The following is a 17338-nucleotide window of genomic DNA, read 5'->3' on the forward strand; positions in this document are numbered from 1 at the left end:
GCGTGCGAACGCCTCCCGAGAGCGAGAGCGAGAGCGCGAGCGCGGGGCGCGTCAGGCTCGCGCGATCCGCAGCGTGCGCACCTCGAACGGCTTGAGTGCGAGCTCGCCACCGGTGCGGGCGTCATCGAGCTCGTCCTCGATCAGCGACACCTCGCGGATGCCCGAGTGCTCGAAGCCCACAGTGAGCGCACCCGTCGCGCGGCGTCCGAGCGACTCGTAGACGCGCACGATCACGTCACCCGAGCGGTCGTCTGCGAGCTTCACCGACGAGACGATGATGCCCGTGCCGGTCACCGAGACCAGCGGCTCGACCTCATTCGCGCCGCGGACGACCTTCGCGCGCGCGTTGAGCGCGATGCCCTCTGCGGTCGCGATCTCGGCATCCGCTCCGACGACCAGGCCCACCTCGATCTCGTGGTGGCCGTGGTCGGTATCAGGATCCGGGAAGCGCGGAGCGCGCAGCAGCGACAGGCGCACCGTGGTGGTGACGTCGTCGCCGTCGACGTCACGCGAGGTGTCGAAGCCGTAGATCGAGTCGTTGATCAGCGCGGCGCCGAACCCGTCGTCCTCCTGCGCGAGCACGAAGCGGTGCATCGAGGTCTCGAATTTCGCGGCCTCCCAGCTGGTGTTGACGTGCGTCACTCGGCGCTGGAATCCGAACTGCGTCTCGGCCAGCGTCTCGCGCGCGAAGATGTCAAGCGGGAACGCGAGCTTGAGCAGCTTCTCGGTCTCGTGCCAGTCGATGTCGTTGCGCAGCGCGACGGTGCGCGAGTCCGGTCGCAGGGTGATCGTCTGAGTGATCGCGGATGCCGAGAACTGGCGCTTCACGATCACGACCGCCGTGCCGTCGACGACCGAAGCCTCGATGGACGAGACGTCGGTGAGGTCGTCGACGCGGTTCTTGTAGTACCGGTCGATGTCCCAGGCATCCCACATGTTCGGGAAGTCCTGGTGCAGCTGGAACAGGTTCGCAGGCGATCCCGCGGCGATCGTCTCACGGCCGGTGGCCTTGTCGATCGCCGAGGTGATCAGGCCCTCGGGCGAGACGGTGACGGTGACGAGGCCGTTCTCGAGGACGTATCCCTCCGCCGTCTCCGCGAGGGAGGCCGACGCCTCGGTGCGCGCCAGCTCGACGGCCCCGAGTGCCCGGCCGCCGCCGACCGATGTCGGGGTGAACACGAGCTCGCGGTCGCCCTCTCCGGCGAGTGCCCGGCGTGCTGCGGACGACAGCTTCTCGGCATCCGCCAGCACCTGCGAGAGCACCTCGACGGCCTCGCGGTGCACCCACGCGATCGACGTGCCGGGCAGGATGTCGTGGAACTCGTGCAGCAGCACGAGCTGCCACAGGCGGTCGAACTCGGCGTAGTCGTACTCGGCGCCCCGCTGCACGGCGGCGGTCGCGGCCCACAGCTCGGCCTCGATGAGCGCCTGCTCGGCCCAGCGGTGCAGCGCCTTCGTGGCGTGCTGGCTGGTGAGCGTGCCGCGGTGCAGCTCGAGGTACAGCTCCCCGACCCAGACGGCGGGGTCGGTCAGTTCGGCTTTGGCGTCGTCGAAGAAGGCATCCGGATGCTTCCACTCGACCTTCGCCGAGCCCTCGAGGTCGGCCAGACGCGCAGCCTTTCCGGTCATCTCGCGCGTGGTGCCGCCGCCGCCGTCGCCCCAGCCGACCGGCGCGATCGACATGGTCGCGACGCGGTTCTCCTTGAACTGGCGCGAGGCCTTGGCGACCTCCATGCCCGAGAGCTGGGAGTTGTAGGTGTCCATCGACGGGAAGTGCGTGAACATGCGCGAGCCGTCGATGCCCTCCCACAGGAAGCTGTGGTGCGGGAAGACGTTGCGCTGGTTCCATGAGATCTTCTGCGTGAAGAACCACTCGAACCCCGCTCGGCGCATCAGCTGCGGCAGGGCGGGGGAGTAGCCGAAGCTGTCGGGCAGCCAGACGCCCTTCGACCGGATGCCGAACTCGCGCTCGAAGAAGCGCTGACCGTGCGAGAACTGGCGCACCAGCGACTCACCGGTCGGCATGACCGTGTCGGACTCGACCCACATGCCGCCCAGCGGCAGGAACCGGCCGTCGGCGATGGCGGCGCGCACGCGCTCGAAGACCTCGGGGCGATGCTCCTTGATCCACGCATACTGCTGTGCACTGGACATGCCGTACAGGAACTCCGGCTGCTCGTCGATCAGCGCGGTCATCGACGACGTGGTGCGGGCGACCTTGCGGATCGTCTCGCGCACGGGCCACAGCCACGCCGAGTCGATGTGGGCGTGGCCGATCGCGGCGATGCGGTGCGCGCTGGCGTCGGCGGGGGATGCCAGCACGTCAGCCAGCTGAGCGCGGGCGTCGCCCGCCGTCTCGACGATGCGCTGCAGGTCGAGCACATCGAGTGCGTTGTCGAGCGCCTGCAGGATCCGCATGCGACGTGGACTCGTCTCGGGCAGTTCGGCCTGCAGCTCGATCAGCACCTCGAGGTCGAGGGAGAGGTCGAACACCTCGGGCTCGAACACGGCGAGATCCATGTGGCGCACCCGGTACAGCGGCTCGGGCGAGGAGGTGCGGATGTCGCCCTCCTGCGTAGGCAGGAAGGGGTGGTAGTCGAGAAGTACGGGGTTGGCCGCGCCCTCGAGGAAGAGCTCGACGGAGTGGCCGGCGACCGCGTCGACCGGAACCCACTGGTTGCGGGGGTTGATGCTCTTGACCGGCGAGCCGTCTGGGCGATAGACGAGAGCCTCGCACTGGAAGCCGGGCATGTTGATGTCGAAGCCGAGGTCGATGAGCGCCTCGACCTTCTTGCCACCCCATTCGGCGGGCACGTCGCCGCGCACGCGGAACCAGGTGGTGCCCCAGGCGGGACCCCACATGCTGCCGGCGCTGAACGGCTGGAAGTCGAGGGCCAGACCCTCGACGGGGGCGATGGGCTCGCCGGGCAGCTGATGCACGGCGATCTCGAGCGGCACCCGGGCCGAGTGGATGGCGGGGCGGACGCGCTCGGTCAGCACCCGGTTGACGCGTCCTACGGTGAGCGAGGTCTCTTCGTGCACGGGGAGGATCCTTTGCGGTGGGAGAATGAGGGCGATCGGCCGAGCGGGGGCCCAGCGGGACGATCGTAACTAAAACGATCTAGTACGGTGAGTCTATGCCACGGTCCAAGCGTGTCACCATCGCGGATATCGCGCGCCAGGCGGGTGTGTCGCCGGGCGCGGTCTCGTTCGCGCTGAACGGACGCCCCGGCGTGAGCGAAGAGACCCGGCAGCGCATCCTCGCCATCGCCGATCATCACCAGTGGCGGCCGAGCTCGACCGCTCGCGCCCTTGTGGGCGCGCGGGCCGGGGTCGTGGGCTTCGCGGTGAACCGTCCGGCGCGCACGCTGGGCGCCGAGGCGTTCTTCACCGATCTCATCGCCGGCGCGCAGTCCTCGCTCGCCGAGCGGCGGATGGGCCTGCAACTCGTCGTGGTGAACTCCCTTGCCGAGGAGATCGCGACATATCGCCGCTGGCGCAGCGCCAACCAGGTCGACGGCGTGATCGTGCTCGACCCCCGCGAGGACGACCCGCGTCCCGAGATCCTCGGCTCGCTCGGGCTTCCGGCTGTCGTCATCGGCGGCAGTCCGTCTGGCAGCGACGACCCGGCGACCATCTGGCTCGACGATGCGCAGGCCGCGCACACGGTGTTCGGCTACCTTGCCGGCCTCGGACACCGCGACGTGGTCTACCTCTCAGGTCCAGCGGAGTACGAGCACGCCCGACTGCGATCCGAGGTGCTCGCATCGCTGGCGGACCGCGGTGTGACGGGTGAGACGATCGCCACCGACTACTCGCCGGTCGAGGTCACCTCGGTGATGCGCTCGCTGCTGAGCCGGCGCGAGCGACCCACCGCGGTGGTCTTCGACAACGACACGATGGCCATCGCCGGCCTGCGCGTCACCCAGGAGATGGGGGTCGCCGTTCCGGCGGAGATCTCGCTGGCATCCTTCGACGACTCGGTCGTGACCGGCCTCATCCACCCGTCGATCACCTGCCTCACCCGTGACACCTTCGGGCTGGGTGAGCAGGCGGCGGCGTTCCTGCTCGAGCAGATCGACGCACCGGAGATCCTGCCCGATCGCACCGGGCCGAAGCCGGTGCTCACGGTGCGCGAGAGCACCGGGCGTCCCGGGGCTGACGAGCGTCAGACGACGGTGTTGTTCGACGAGTAGGTCGCGACCTGCTGCGACAGGTCGGGATGCACCAGCTCGGTGATCCCGCGGGATGCCAGCGCTGTGGCATCCGTCGCCTGCGCCGACGTCACGAAGGTGGCGTCCACCCCGCTCTCGCAGGCCTGCACCCACGCCTCGAAGATCGGACCGCCGGGCGCCAGCGCGCCACGGCTCACCGGGGTGTCATCGACGCCCTCGACTTCGATCACGATGCCCAGCGAGCGCGGCACCCGCGGGCCGCGCTCGCGCAGCTCGGGGATGATCTCGGCGAAGCGGTGGCCGATCGGCTTGGCGGCGCCCGACTGGTCGATGAGGCCGAGCGAGTACTCCAGCTCGGGGAAGTCCACGAGGGTGCGGCTGACGTCGTGCGAGCACCACCAGGTGACGCCCCAGAGGTTTTCGGTGCGGACGGCGTTGCGCACGGTCGCCTCGAGGAAGCCGGGCATCTCGTCCTCGGTCAGGCAGTTCGAGGGGGCGCCGACCTCCTGCAGCCAGGTGCGCCGCTGCGGGTCGGTCGCGAATGCGCGCGACACCTCGATCATGTACTCGGCATGGCGCTCGGAGGCAGCGGAGCGACCTCCGTACCGCTGCGCGGTGCCGTTGAAGATCCACGAGTGCACGGTCGTCATGGCTCCCAGGCGGGCGGCGAGAGCCGGCGTGAAGCCGTGCCCGTCGAGGTACCACGCCGCGTCGTACTCGCTGTGCACGTGCTCCTGATCAGGGGCGGTGGAGTCGGCCGCGTCGAGCAGTGTCGTGATCCAGTTCGACGCCTCGGCCGTGGTGACCGGCCACGGGGACGGATGCACGGAAGCCGAGAACTGGTTGGTCTCGTTGCCGGTTGTGAAGCCGAGGAAGTTGCCCGCGTCGCCGAGCGCCTCGGACAGACGCTCGACGAGCGCGACCTGGCCGCTGAGCGCGTCGGGGTGCGTGAACATGTTCTTGTCGTGCCACGTGTACAGCCACGACGGGACGAAGTCGAAGCTCGACAGGTGGCCCTGGATCACGTCGACGCTGACGTCGAGTCCGAACTCCGCTCCCGCATCGACGACCGCGCGCACGTCGGCCACCGCCTCGGCGCGGATCAGTGAGCGGTTGGGCTGCAGCACGGTCCACAGGGGGAAGATGCGCACGTGGTCGAGGCCGAGTTCGGCGAGGCCCGCGAAGTCGCGACGCACATCGTCGAGGTTGAGCGAGAGCCAGGAATGCATCCAGTTGGTGGAGGGGGTGTAGTTCGCCCCGAAGCGGAGGGGAGCGGCGGCCGAAGGGTTCGCAGACATCGCAGGTCTTTCTGGACGTGGTCGGAGATCGTCGCTGGACGAATCGGGGGATCCTGTGTAATGCTAGTTCACACTATAACGGTTTAGTAGTGGACGCCTCCCAAGCGGGAAGGCATCCCGGACCCTTCGAAGGAGAACGTCCATGAGGTTCAGAACCACTCTCGCGACCGGACTCGCCGCGGTCACCGCGCTGGCACTCGCCGGCTGCACCGGCGGCGCCGCCCCCGCGGGCGACGCAGGCCCCGTGGACACTGACGGTGAGCTCAGCGGCACCGTCCAGTTCCAGACCTGGTCGCTGAAGAACGAGAAGTTCACTCCCTACTTCGAGAAGCTCATCGCGGCATTCGAGGACGAGCACCCGGACGTCACGATCGACTGGATCGACCAGCCCGGTGACGGCTACCAGGACAAGATCCTCAGCCAGGCGAACTCGAACACCCTCCCTGACGTGCTGAACCTGCCGCCGGACGTCGCCTTCCCGCTGGTCAAGGCCGGCAAGCTGCTCGACCTCGACAAGGCCGCGCCCGACCTCGAGGACAAGTACAACGAAGGCGCATGGGACGCGTACAGCGAGTTCGGCGTCGAGGGCACCTACGGACTGCCCTGGTACCTCGGCAGCGACGAGTCGTGGTGGAACATGGCGCAGCTCGGCGAGTACGGACTCACTGAAGCCGACCTGCCGACCACGACCGATGCCTGGCTGGATCTGGCGAAGAAGGTCGCCGCGGACTCCGACGGCAAGGTCAAGCTGGTCTCGTCGATGCCCGGTGTCGACACGTTCGTGTCGGCCGACATCGAGATCATGGACGACGACGGCGCCTTCGTCTTCAACACCCCCGAGGCCGTCGAGATCGTGCAGAAGTACGCCGACGCGTACAAGGCCGGCGCCATGCCGCCCGAGTCGCTGACCGGCAGCTACGGCGGCAACGCCGAGATGTACCTGCAGGAGAAGGTCGCCTACTCGACCGGCGGCTCCGGCTTCGCCGGCGACCTGCGCACCAAGGCGCCGACACTGCTCGAGAACACCGTCGCCACCCCGCGTCCCGGCACCCCGCCGCTGTTCGTGCAGGGCGTGAACGTCGCTGCCGACTCGAAGAACAAGCCCGCCGCGCTCGCGTTCGCCGAGTACGTGACCAACCAGGAGAACCAGGTCGAGTTCGTGAAGCTCGCCGTCGGCTTCGCGCCGGGCACCGCAGAGGGCGCGGATGCGGTCGTCGACTCGATGGGCGCCGACCTCGACCCCGCTCAGGCGCAGGCCATGAAGGTGATGTTCGACGCGATCCCCGAGGCGAAGGCCACGCCCTTCCAGTGGACCGGCGGCATGACCGACTACCTCAATCAGCAGATGGCCCTCGCCATCCGCGGCGACGCTCCGGCGAAGGACACGCTCGACAAGATCGTGAAGTACGCCAACGACAACCGCATCGACAACTGACGCTCACCGCGTCCGACCGAGCACGAACACCAGCACCCGAGAGAGGCCCGAAACATGAAGTCGCACAGGTGGTTCACACCCTGGCTGCTCTTGGCGCCCGCCGTCATATGGGTGCTGGTGTTCTCGCTCTGGCCGTTCATCAACACGGTCGTGCTGAGCTTCACCGACGCCCGGCCTCTGCAGCCGGTGCAGCCGGTGGGCTTCGCACAGTACGAGCGCCTGCTGACCGATGAGCAGTTCCGGTACGCCCTGATCACGTGTCTCATCTACGTGATCGTGTGCGTGCCGCTGCTGACGCTCCTGCCGCTGCTGCTGGCGCTGCTGGTCGAGAAGAACATCCCCGCGATCGCGCTCTTCCGCACCACGTACTACTTCCCCGTGATCGCCTCGGTCGTGGTCGTCGCGCTGATCTGGGGCTGGCTTTTCGACAGCCGCGGCATCATCAACGAGGGTCTGCAGTGGATGGGCATCACCGACCAGCCGATCGCATTCCTCGTCGACCGCTGGTGGATGCTGGGCGTCTCGATCCTGCTGACCGTGTGGAAGGGCCTCGGCTACTACATGGTCGTCTACCTCGCCGCCCTCGGGAACGTCGGCAAGGATCTGCACGAGGCCGCGATGCTCGACGGCGCGGGCAGCTTCCGCCGCTTCGTCAGCGTCACCATCCCCAGTGTCCGCGGCGCGATGGTGCTGATCTCGGTGCTGGTGGCCGTCTCCGCCATGCGAGTGTTCACCGAGCTCGACGTGCTCTCCAACGGCACCGGCGGCCCGGGCGGCTACAACATGTCGATCGTCATGCTGATCCGTCAGGTCGGCTCCGGCCTGAGCGGCAACCTGGGCTACGCCGCAGCGATCAGCGTGGCGCTGTTCCTGCTCACGCTCGTGCCGCTGGTCGCGATCGCCCTGATGAACCGCGAGAAGAAGACGAAGGTGCCCGCATGAGCGTCCTCCAGGATCTGCCCGCTTCTCCCGAGCAGACGCAGCCACAGCAGCTGCGCCTCGACCGCCGGTTCCGGCGCAGGGGCTCGGGCGACTTCAACAAGCCGACCATCGCCGGTCTGATCGGCCGCTACGCGCTGCTCACCCTGGTGCTGGTGCTCTTCATCGGCCCGTTCGTCTGGCAGCTCGCGACCTCGTTCAAGGGCCCGGCCGACGACCTGTACTCGTTCCCGCCGAGCTTCATCCCCACCGATCCCACGATCGAGAACTACATCAAGGTCACAGACCTGATCCCGGTGTACACGTACGCCTGGCACTCGCTGCTTATCGCCACGGGCGCCGTGATCACCAACGTCGTGCTCTCCGTCTTCGGCGGCTACGCGCTGGCGTGCATGAAGTTCCGCGGGAAGTTCATCGCGCTCGGCATCCTGGTGTCGACCATGCTCCTTCCAGGTGAGGTGACGGTCACCGCGAACCTGCTCACGATCAACTCGCTGGGCCTGGCGAACACCCTGTTGGGCGTGTTCCTGCCCGGCGCCATCGGCGCGATGAACGTGCTGCTCATCGCGACGGCCTGCCGGATGATCCCGCAGGACGTGCTCGACGCCGCGACCGTCGACGGCGCCACCACCTGGCAGCGCATCCGTCACATCGTGTGGCCGAACGTGAAGGGCATGGCCAGCGTCGTCGCCATCTTCACGTTCATCGGCCAGTGGGACGACTACCTGTGGCCGCTCATGGTGCTCACCGACCCGAACAACTACACGCTGACGGTCGGCATGGCGTACCTGAACGGCAACTTCTCGCCGGACCCGCGTCTCATCGCGGCCGGCACCATGGTCGCCCTCGTTCCGATCATCGTGCTGTTCTCGGTCATGCAGCGCTTCTTCTTCCAGGGAGTGCAAGAGGGAGCTGTCAAGGGATGACATCGGTCGAACTGAGGAAGGCAGAGGGTCCCGAGGATCCGCCGTCGTCCCGGCCTCTCGCCGGTGTGCTCGGCGGGCAGGTCCACGCGTTCGGCTTCGACCCCGCCGCGGGCGTGCTGCGGGTGGCGGTTCCCGAGCTGACCGGCTTCGAGGTGGGCCCGGATGCCGTGGTGCACTGGGCGTTCTACGCCGATGGGCCGGATGCCGTGCACGCGCCGCACGCGGCCCTCGCGGTGACGATCGATGTCGTCTTCGACAGCACCGACGGGCTTGGATCGGAGCGTCTCAGCGACGACGACGAGGTGCGCGACCGGTACGACGTGCGAATGACTCCGGATGCGCAGTTCGCAGCCGCCTGGTCGATGCCAGAGCAGTGGAACGCCGATTCGGTGTCTCTGCAGCCCTGGGCCGGCCGGCGCGCGAGCATCGAGATCGTGCTCGGCGCCCGGGCGCTGCCGGCGTCCGCCGCGCTGCCAGAAGGACCCGTGGAGGGATTCGTCGAGGTCGTCATCGGCAGCAGGACGGATGATCTCGCGCCGCCGACCGATTCCGCCGGCGACGTACTCACCCCGGCCGAGCGGGTGGACACCCGTCGCGGCAGCCACTCCGGCGACCGATTCTCCCGCGGCAACACCATCCCCATCACCGCGGTGCCGCACGGCTTCTGCTTCCTCACGCCCGCGACGCAGGTCTCCGACACCCGCTGGCCGTACCGCTGGTCGGTGCACGACGACGCCGCAGGGCGACCGCTGGCCGCGTTGCAGTTCTCACACCAGCCGAGCCCGTGGATCGGAGACCGCGGGGTGCTGCAGCTGCGCCCCTTCACAGGCATCCCTGATGGCGAGCCACTTCGCATCGTCAGCGGTTGCGAGCACGCCCGCCCGTACGTCTACGCCGCTCGCGTGCGCGACGCGGATGGGCGCGACATCGAGGTCGAGATGACCGCGACCTCCCACGGCGGCGCCTTCCGCATCACCGCAGACAGTCCCGGCGACCCCGTCGGCTTCGAAATCGGATCGCCCGATGGCGCAGGACGCGTCAGCATGCACGCCGATGGCACCTTCGACGGGTGGACGCCAGAGGGCACCGCCGACTGGGGCAATCCGCCGCGCGCCTACTTCGCGGGCATGATGATCGGCGAGGCGGCGACGGATGCGATGCAGCCGGCGTCCGAGACGGACACCGCGGTGGGCAACATCTCTGCGTTCGGTGCCGTCGAGGTGCGCGTTGCCCAGTCATTCCTCTCCGTCGAGCAGGCGCGACGCGCGCTCGCGCAGGAACTCGACGCGTCGCGCAGCTTCGACGAGCTGCGCGATGCGCTTCGCGACGAATGGAACGCGCTGCTCGGCGCAGTCGAGATACCTCCGATCGAGGCGTCGCAGCGCGCCCGTCGTGGCCTCGCCGACGACGAGTCGCGCGCGCAGATCGCCTCGGCGCTGTACCGCCTGCACCTGTACCCGAACACGACTGCCGAGAACATCGGCACGCCCGAGCGGCCGCTGCTGCGCTTCGCCGACCCCACCGTGCCCGCGGGCTCCCACGGGGATGACGCGACCGGCGCACCCGTCGCCGAGGGCGAGCTGTTCGTGAACAACGGCTACTGGGACACGTATCGCACCGCCTGGCCCGCGCTCGCCCTGTTCGACGCCCCACGCGCCGGCCGGATGCTCGATGGCCTGCTTCAGCAGGCGCATCGCGGCGGATGGATGGCCCGCTGGAGCGCCCCGGGCTACGTCGACTCGATGGTCGGAACCTCCAGCGATCAGATCTTCGCCGACGCGGAGCGCTGGGGCGTGGCCTTCGACGAGCGTGCGGCGTTCGAGACGGCGTGGCGCAACGCGTGCGAGCGCAGCGACGATCCGCGCAAGGGTCGCAAGGGCATCGGCCGCGGCCGGTTCGCGGGATACGTCGCGAGCGACGTGCCCGAGGGCATGAGCTGGAGCCTCGAGAACGCGATGTCGGACGCCGGCATCGCCCGCTTCGCGCGCCGGCTCGCGGACTCCACCGGGAACGCCCGGTACGCGGCGTATGCGCGGTACTTCGGCAACAGGTCTCTGTCTCACCGGGCGCTGTTCGACCCGGCATCCGGGTTCTTCCGTGGTCGCGACATCTCAGGGCGCTTCGCCGAGGATTTCGATCCACGGGTCTGGGGTGGCGACAACGTCGAGACCAATGCGTGGGGCATGTCGGTCAGCGCCGTGCACGACGGCGCCGGACTCGCCGCGCTGCACGGCGGCCGCGCCGCCCTGCGTGCGCACCTCGACCGCCTCTTCGCCGAGCCCGAGACCGGCGACGCGGCGTTCGGGGGCAGCTACGGCACGGTCATCCACGAGCAGCGCGAGGCGCGCGCGCAGCGCAGTGGGATGTGCGCGATCTCGAACCAGCCCGCCCATCACATCCCCTGGATGCACGTGCACGGCGACCGCCCCTGGCAGGCCGGTGCCCTTGCCCACCAGCTCGCCGGGCGCCTGTTCGCCGGCGCGATGATCGGGCAGGGGTTCCCTGGCGACGAGGACAACGGCGAGATGAGCATGTGGTGGCTGTGGGGCGCCATCGGCCTCTACCCCCTCGAGCTCGCCTCCGGCGAACTGCGAATCGGCAGTCCGCTTTTCGACGACATCCGGGTGCGCCGCGCCGACGGGTCGACGCTCCGGGTGCTCTCGCATCGATCGACACCGGATGCCCGATACCTGGCATCCGCGACTCTCGACGGCGTCGCGCTCACTCGCGCGGTGCTTCCGGTCGACGCCGTCACCGGAGACCGCGTGCTCGAGCTGACCTTCACGGCGGATGCCGACGAGGCCGCGCACGGCGGACTCTGGGACGGGCCGGAGACGGCGCCTCCCTGGCATCCGGATCTGACCTCCGTTCAGGGTGCACCTCTCGCCGCGGCGGATGCCCTGCTCTTCGACGACGTCGGCGCCGGTGCGCTCACCGCCGCAGATGCGGGGTGGGCGTTCGACTCGCCCTGCACGTTCACCGATGTGACGATCACAGCCGCCGACGAGACGCCGGCGGACGCCTGGGTCTGGCAGGCCAGCGACGACGGACAGCAGTGGCGCGACGTCGCCACCACGCACCGCGAGCCGCTGCCGGCCGACCGCACCACCCCGTTCACGTTCGCCAAGCCCGTGACCGCGCGCATGCTGCGCGTGCATGCCACGGCGGCGCCACTCGCCCTGCGGCAGATCGAGCTGTACGACCTGAGCCGCTGATTCCCCCCGGAAACGAAGAAGTAGATCGGAAGGAATGTCATGAACCGCTCCCCATCCCCCCGCAGGCGCCGGGCAGGTCTCGCCGCTGTGGCCGCGCTCGGCCTCGCCGTCGCCGGACTCACCGTGCCCGCGGCCGCATCCGGCGCCGCCACCGGAGCCGCTGATGAGACCGACGACCCGAAGCGCGTCGTCTACGTAGAGGTCAACAACGAGGAGTTCGCGAACGTCGCCGACTACACGCTCGAGGGCACCAACCGCCCGGCATTCGACGTGGCGATGATCTTCGCAGCCAACATCAACTACGACGTCGAGAAGCAGCAGGCGTACCTGCACTTCAACGACCAGGTCACTGCGACGCTCGAGCAGGCGGAGACGCAGATCCGTCCTGTGCAGGAGCGCGGCACCAAGGTGCTGCTCTCGGTGCTCGGCAACCACCAGGGTGCCGGCTTCGCGAACTTCACCTCCCGCGAGAGCGCGGGGGCCTTCGCCGATCAGCTCGCCGACGCGGTCGAGCAGTACGGCCTCGACGGCATCGATTTCGATGATGAGTGGTCGGGCTACGGCAACAACGACACCGCCCAGCCCAACGCCACCTCCTTCGCCTACCTGCTCGACGAGCTGCGCGACCGTCTCGGCCCGGACAAGCTCATCACGCTGTACAACATCGGCCCGTCGTACGACGTCACCGACTGGGAGGGCACGGGCGCGTCGCAGTACCTCGACTACTCGTGGAACCCGTACTACGGCGCGTGGAACCCGCCGCAGCTGGCCGGCCTGGCGAAGGACCAGCTCGGCGCCGCCGCGGTCGACCTCACGCAGACCAGCCTCGACCGCGCCACCCAGCTCGCGCAGCGCACGGTCGACGAGGGCTATGGCGTGTACGTGACGTACAACCTCACCGCGGCCGACCACTCGGCGTACCTCTCGCCGATCACCGAGGTCCTCACCGGTCGCGCCACCGCCTACCAGGCGCCGTGGTACGACGTCGCCGTCGACGTGCAGGCGACCTGCGCGGGAGGCAAGGTGAAGCTGAAGGTGCGCATCGACAGCGAGGATGACGCCGTGCTCAGCGCGAAGGTCCTCTCGTCGATCGGCACCCGGGTGTTCGACCGCGTACGTGACGGCGCAACCCGCGTCATGGTGCAGCATGCCGAGCGCGGCACGTCGGTCGACGGCTCACTGACGGTCAGCGTCACCGGCCCCGACGGCACGCTGGACCTCGTGCAGCAGTACGCCGTCCCGGCCTGCCGCTGAGACCCAGGAGACGGCTGCGGCAGCGGATCCGCTGCCGCAGCCGTCTCACACGGTCGCCGCGTCGGTTACCCGCGTTGCGTCCCAATAGAATCTTCTGGAGCCGATTCGGAAGGACGCCATGAGCGAGACCGTCAAGAAGCACGAGGACTACAACCCGGGGCCGCGGGTGGGGATCACCTTCTCCACCTTCGACCTGCTGCACGCAGGGCACATCATGATGCTCGCCGAGGCGAAGCGGCAGTGCGACTATCTGATCTGCGGTCTGCAGATGGACCCGACGCTGGATCGCCCTGAGAAGAACGCGCCGACGCAGACCGTCGTCGAGCGCTACATCCAGCTGCGCGGCTGCGAGTACGTCGACGAGATCGTCCCCTACTCGACCGAGCAGGACCTGGAGGACATCCTCCGTTCGTTCAAGCTCGACGTGCGCATCGTCGGCGACGAGTACATCGAGCGCGATTTCACCGGGCGCAGCTACTGCGAAGAGGCCGGAATCGAGCTGTACTTCAACAGCCGCAAGCACCGCTTCTCGAGCTCGGGATTGCGCAAGATCGTCGCCGCGAAGGAAGCCGAGCGCCTCGCACGCGGCTGATCCGGCTCGATCGGCGGGCACCCCGCTAGGGTGACCTCATGATCGAGGTGAGTGCGAACGACGACGGTGCTCGCGCTCGCCGAGACACCTGGATGACCGGCGGAGTGCTGTTCGTCCTCTCGGCGCTCGCCACGGTGGTGCCCCCGGAACTCACATTCGGGCTGCCCTTCGACATCGCGAGCCTGCTGTTCGGGCTCGGCGCGGTGATCTTCGCTATCGGGCTGGGGTCCGCAGGCAGCGTCACCGCGCGCCGGCCTCTCGGCACCGGCGCGATCGTCGCGCTCGTCGCCTGGACGGTCGCGGTGGCGCCGGTGCTGTGGATGCTCGTCACCCGCGACGGTCCGATCGAACGCGGCGCCGACGCCTATTACTCGACCGTCACGGTCGCGAGCATCGCGACCGAGCTCATCAGCGTGGCGCTGGCGCTCATCGCGACAGCGCAGATCGGGCGAGCAGGCGTCGTGCCGAAGCCGTGGAGATGGGCGCCCCTGTGGGCGCTGGTCGCCGTTGTCGTCGCGCAACTCGTCCCCAACCTCGTCGCATCGTCGGGAGCGGTCACCGATCAGACGCAGCTGATCGCACTGTTCTCGCTGATCGGTCTCATGACAGCATCGGCGGTGGCGTTTCTCGGTGTGGCCGCGATCGTTCTCGCGCTGCGCCCGGTTCGCGGATCGACCGCCGTGTACGGGTCGGCCACCTGATTCTCAGCGTCTGCGCCTGTCGCGGGGTCGGTCGCGCGGTCGGCCGCGGCTGAACCGCCTCAGGCCTTCGCGGCCTTCGCGGCCGCCTTCATCGCCTTCTTGTGCTCGCGCACCTTGGTCAGCGACTCGGGCGAGACGATGTCGGCGACGCTGCGGTGGGCGTTCTCCTCACCGTAGGGCGCGGATGCCTCGCGCCACCCGGCACCGGTGAATCCGTACTGCTTGCCGAGCAGCGCCAGGAAGATCTTCGCCTTCTGCTCACCGAAGCCGGGCAGCTTCCTCAGGCGCTTCAGCACTTCGGGTCCGTCCGGGTCGCCGGTCGTCCACAGCGCGGATGCGTCCCCGCCCCACTCGTCGACGAGCGTCTGGCACAGTGTCTGCACGCGCCCAGCCATGGAACCGGGGAAGCGGTGCACGGCCGGTGTCTGCTTGAACGCCTCGAGGAAGGCATCCGGATCCATGCCGGCGATCGCCACGGCATCCGTCGCTCCGGTGCGCTGCTCGATCTTGAACGGGCCGGCGAACGCGGTCTCCATGGGCACCTGCTGGTCGAGCAGCATTCCCACCAGCAGGGCCAGCGGGTTCTTCGTGAGCAGGTCGTCTGCGGCGGTGTCTCCGGTGATGTGAAGGGCCATAAGACAAGTCTGGCAGGCAGTCTGGTCTGCTGCCCCCCGCTCTGCTGGCGGCGATCAAAGGATGTGCACGTCATCCGTTCGTTGACACGCACAACATCTGCTCATAGAGTCGCCGCATGAGCGAGAATCCCCGACATCATGAACTCTCCCTGACCGAACTCGTGGCGATCGTTGAAGCGGCAGGTGCGGGACCCGATGTGCATGGCGCGACCGCGGCCATCGGTCGAGCTGACGAGTTGGTGCATCGATCGCAGGCGCTGCTCGTCGAGATGGTGGTCTCGGCGCGTGCCTCCGGGGTGTCGTGGCAGGCGATCGGGGATGCGCTCGGGGTGAGTCGCCAAGCCGCATTCAAGAGGTTTGGAGGTGCGGCGAGGCACCGGGACGAAGGGCACACGGGGTCGGAGCAGACCCACGACCTGCTGGAACGAACCCGCACGGTGTTCGAGAGTCTGGACGCGGGGGACTACGAAGCAGTGCGATCGCAGATGACCTACGCCTGTGCTCGCCTGCTCAGCAAGAGGAAGATGATGGGCGTGTGGAACCAGGTTGTCGCCGTCTCCGGACGCCTTGAGTCTTCCGCCGAGCTGACCGTGCAGACCCCCGGTGGTACGAATGCGCTGAACACGTTGCTCAACCGGGCCTTCGCGAACGGAGCGATCGTGCAGACCACGTTGCGCCACGAGGCCGGGGAATGGATCGCACGGGTCGCTTACAACGGCTCCGGCAGGATCACCGGCCTCATCATCGCTCCTCCGGGATCTCGCGATCTGCCGTTCTGAGACGAGCTGTGTCTACGCGCTCAGGCGGTGGCGGCGTCGGACGTGACGCCCGATTCGGCACTCAGGCCGTACAGCGCCTCGAGCGCGGCGTGGAACTCGTCCGCACGCCCCTCGGCCGCGAGCTCATGAGCGCGGGTCGTGGGCGTGTGCAGCAGCACGCCGGCGAGGTGACGCATGGCCTGCTCGACGTGGCCGTTCTCGTCGCCGCGCCGACGGGCGCGGTCGATCTCCGCCTCCAGCAGACCGAAGATATGGGTGCGCAGTGCCACGACCGCGGGGGTCACCCTCTGACGCGAGCCGTCGAGATGGAAGCTCTCCGCCGCCTCGCGCACGACGTCGCGCGCGGCATCGGTCGCATGCAGCTCCTCGAGCGGGGCGTGCAGGCGGATGGTGTCGAGGTCGAGCAGGGCGACGCCCTCGAGGTGCGCGACGGCGGGATCGACGTTGCGCGGCATCCCGAGATCGATGACGAGCTGCGAGTGGGTGTGCGGGTGGGTCCCTGAGCTTGTCGAGGGGCATCCGGCGGCCGCACCCGGCTGGCGATCGAACTGCGCCGGTCCCAGGACCATCTCGGCGGAGGTGCAGGTGATCAGAAGCGACGAGGCCTGCGCGACGCTCGCATAATCGTCGGAGGCGACCGGACGGACGCCGTGCTTCTTGGCGAACGGCAGGGCTCTGCCTGACGGGGAGTAGACGGAGATGTCGACGGCGCCGCGCTCGCGCAGGGTCGCGAGGGTGACCGCGGCATACGAGCCCGTGCCGACGAGCAGCACGCGCTCGGCGCTCCAGTCGGCGATGCGGCTGTCGGCCAGTTCGAGTGAGAGGCGCACGAGCGAGCGACCGGCGCGGTGCAGCGCGGTGACGTTCTTGACCTTGCGCTGGGCCTGGCTGGCGCGCTGGAAGAGACGCTCCAGCTGCGGTGAGGTGGTGCCCTGCTCCCGCGCGCCGCTGAGGGCGCGGCGCACCTGACCGGCGATCTCGCCCTCGCCCGACACGACCGACTCCAGGCCCGATGCGACGGCGAACAGGTGCTCGGCGACGTGCGGGTCCTCGACCACGTGATACGAGCCGTCGAGATCTGCGGAGGGGATGCCGGTGGCCCGCGCGACCGTCTCGATCACCGCCTCCGAGTCCACCTCCTCGGCCTCGACATAGGCTTCGAATCGGTTGCAGGTCGCGAGCACGACGGCTCCCTGCACGCCGGCAGCCATCAGGCTGGGGGCGACGGTCTCGGGCTGGCGGCTGAGGCGTTCGAGCAGTTCGAAAGAGGCGGTCTTGTGACTCGCCGTCACGCAGATCAGCACCCCACAAGTCTACGTCGCGTTGCTGTGGGAGGCATCCAAGGCCGACCTAACCCGACGCATCGGGTCTCCGCGCGCGGCCGGGTCG

General features: G+C 68.6%; 13 protein-coding genes. 9 read left to right on the plus strand and 4 right to left on the minus strand.

The window, feature by feature from the left end:
• Nucleotides 1-51 precede the first annotated feature (51 nt).
• Nucleotides 52-3042 (minus strand): alpha-mannosidase, encoded by a 2991-nt coding sequence (locus ACIPV2_RS10305; protein ID WP_400840914.1) that lies wholly within the window; start codon nucleotides 3040-3042, stop codon nucleotides 52-54.
• A gap of 95 nt (nucleotides 3043-3137) precedes the next feature.
• Here ACIPV2_RS10305 and ACIPV2_RS10310 point away from each other — a divergent pair, with 95 nt between their 5' ends.
• On the plus strand, nucleotides 3138-4196 hold the full coding sequence (locus ACIPV2_RS10310) for a LacI family DNA-binding transcriptional regulator (protein ID WP_400840916.1): 1059 nt from the start codon (nucleotides 3138-3140) through the stop codon (nucleotides 4194-4196).
• On the opposite strand, the gene ACIPV2_RS10315 is transcribed toward ACIPV2_RS10310, so the two are convergent.
• Nucleotides 4169-5473 carry a glycosyl hydrolase gene (locus ACIPV2_RS10315; RefSeq protein ID WP_400840918.1) on the minus strand — a complete coding sequence of 435 codons (1305 nt, stop codon included), beginning with the start codon at nucleotides 5471-5473 and terminating at the stop codon, nucleotides 4169-4171. The two genes, ACIPV2_RS10310 and ACIPV2_RS10315, sit on opposite strands and share 28 nt — an antisense overlap.
• A 142-nt stretch (nucleotides 5474-5615) precedes the next feature.
• Between ACIPV2_RS10315 and ACIPV2_RS10320 the strand changes: the two genes are divergently transcribed.
• From ACIPV2_RS10320 to ACIPV2_RS10350, 7 genes are all read left to right on the plus strand, one after another.
• Entirely contained in the window at nucleotides 5616-6908 is a 1293-nt protein-coding gene (locus tag ACIPV2_RS10320; RefSeq protein WP_400840920.1) for an ABC transporter substrate-binding protein, read from the plus strand.
• Nucleotides 6909-6962: 54 nt separating this feature from the next.
• Nucleotides 6963-7850, plus strand: coding sequence for a carbohydrate ABC transporter permease (locus ACIPV2_RS10325; RefSeq protein WP_400840922.1), 888 nt, complete (start codon nucleotides 6963-6965; stop codon nucleotides 7848-7850).
• Nucleotides 7847-8773, plus strand: coding sequence for a carbohydrate ABC transporter permease (locus ACIPV2_RS10330; RefSeq protein ID WP_400840924.1), 927 nt, complete (start codon nucleotides 7847-7849; stop codon nucleotides 8771-8773). The genes ACIPV2_RS10325 and ACIPV2_RS10330 overlap by 4 nt, the downstream gene beginning before the upstream one ends.
• Entirely contained in the window at nucleotides 8770-11988 is a 3219-nt protein-coding gene (locus ACIPV2_RS10335) for a GH92 family glycosyl hydrolase (RefSeq protein WP_400840926.1), read from the plus strand. The genes ACIPV2_RS10330 and ACIPV2_RS10335 overlap by 4 nt, the downstream gene beginning before the upstream one ends.
• Before the next feature lie 39 nt (nucleotides 11989-12027).
• Nucleotides 12028-13242: an endo-beta-N-acetylglucosaminidase H gene (locus ACIPV2_RS10340; protein WP_400840928.1), complete on the plus strand. Its 1215-nt coding sequence runs from the start codon at nucleotides 12028-12030 to the stop codon at nucleotides 13240-13242.
• 118 nt (nucleotides 13243-13360) lie between these two features.
• Nucleotides 13361-13834, plus strand: coding sequence for an adenylyltransferase/cytidyltransferase family protein (locus ACIPV2_RS10345; protein ID WP_400840930.1), 474 nt, complete (start codon nucleotides 13361-13363; stop codon nucleotides 13832-13834).
• Nucleotides 13835-13872: 38 nt separating this feature from the next.
• The gene (locus ACIPV2_RS10350; protein ID WP_400840932.1) at nucleotides 13873-14535 is read left to right on the plus strand and encodes a hypothetical protein; all 663 of its coding nucleotides are present in this window, start codon (nucleotides 13873-13875) and stop codon (nucleotides 14533-14535) included.
• A gap of 59 nt (nucleotides 14536-14594) precedes the next feature.
• On the opposite strand, the gene ACIPV2_RS10355 is transcribed toward ACIPV2_RS10350, so the two are convergent.
• Nucleotides 14595-15170, minus strand: coding sequence for an HhH-GPD-type base excision DNA repair protein (locus ACIPV2_RS10355; protein ID WP_400840934.1), 576 nt, complete (start codon nucleotides 15168-15170; stop codon nucleotides 14595-14597).
• A 116-nt stretch (nucleotides 15171-15286) separates the two neighbouring features.
• On the opposite strand from ACIPV2_RS10355, the gene ACIPV2_RS10360 reads away from it, so the two are divergent.
• Complete coding sequence (locus ACIPV2_RS10360; RefSeq protein ID WP_400840936.1) at nucleotides 15287-15949, plus strand: hypothetical protein; 663 nt, start codon at nucleotides 15287-15289, stop codon at nucleotides 15947-15949.
• Nucleotides 15950-15969: 20 nt separating this feature from the next.
• Here ACIPV2_RS10360 and ACIPV2_RS10365 read toward each other — a convergent pair whose 3' ends face one another.
• Complete coding sequence (locus ACIPV2_RS10365) at nucleotides 15970-17253, minus strand: glutamyl-tRNA reductase (RefSeq protein ID WP_400840938.1); 1284 nt, start codon at nucleotides 17251-17253, stop codon at nucleotides 15970-15972.
• Between the last annotated feature and the right edge of the window lie 85 nt (nucleotides 17254-17338).

This window comes from Microbacterium sp. NPDC089987 (genome assembly GCF_044748505.1).
Taxonomy (GTDB): Bacteria; Actinomycetota; Actinomycetes; order Actinomycetales; family Microbacteriaceae; genus Microbacterium.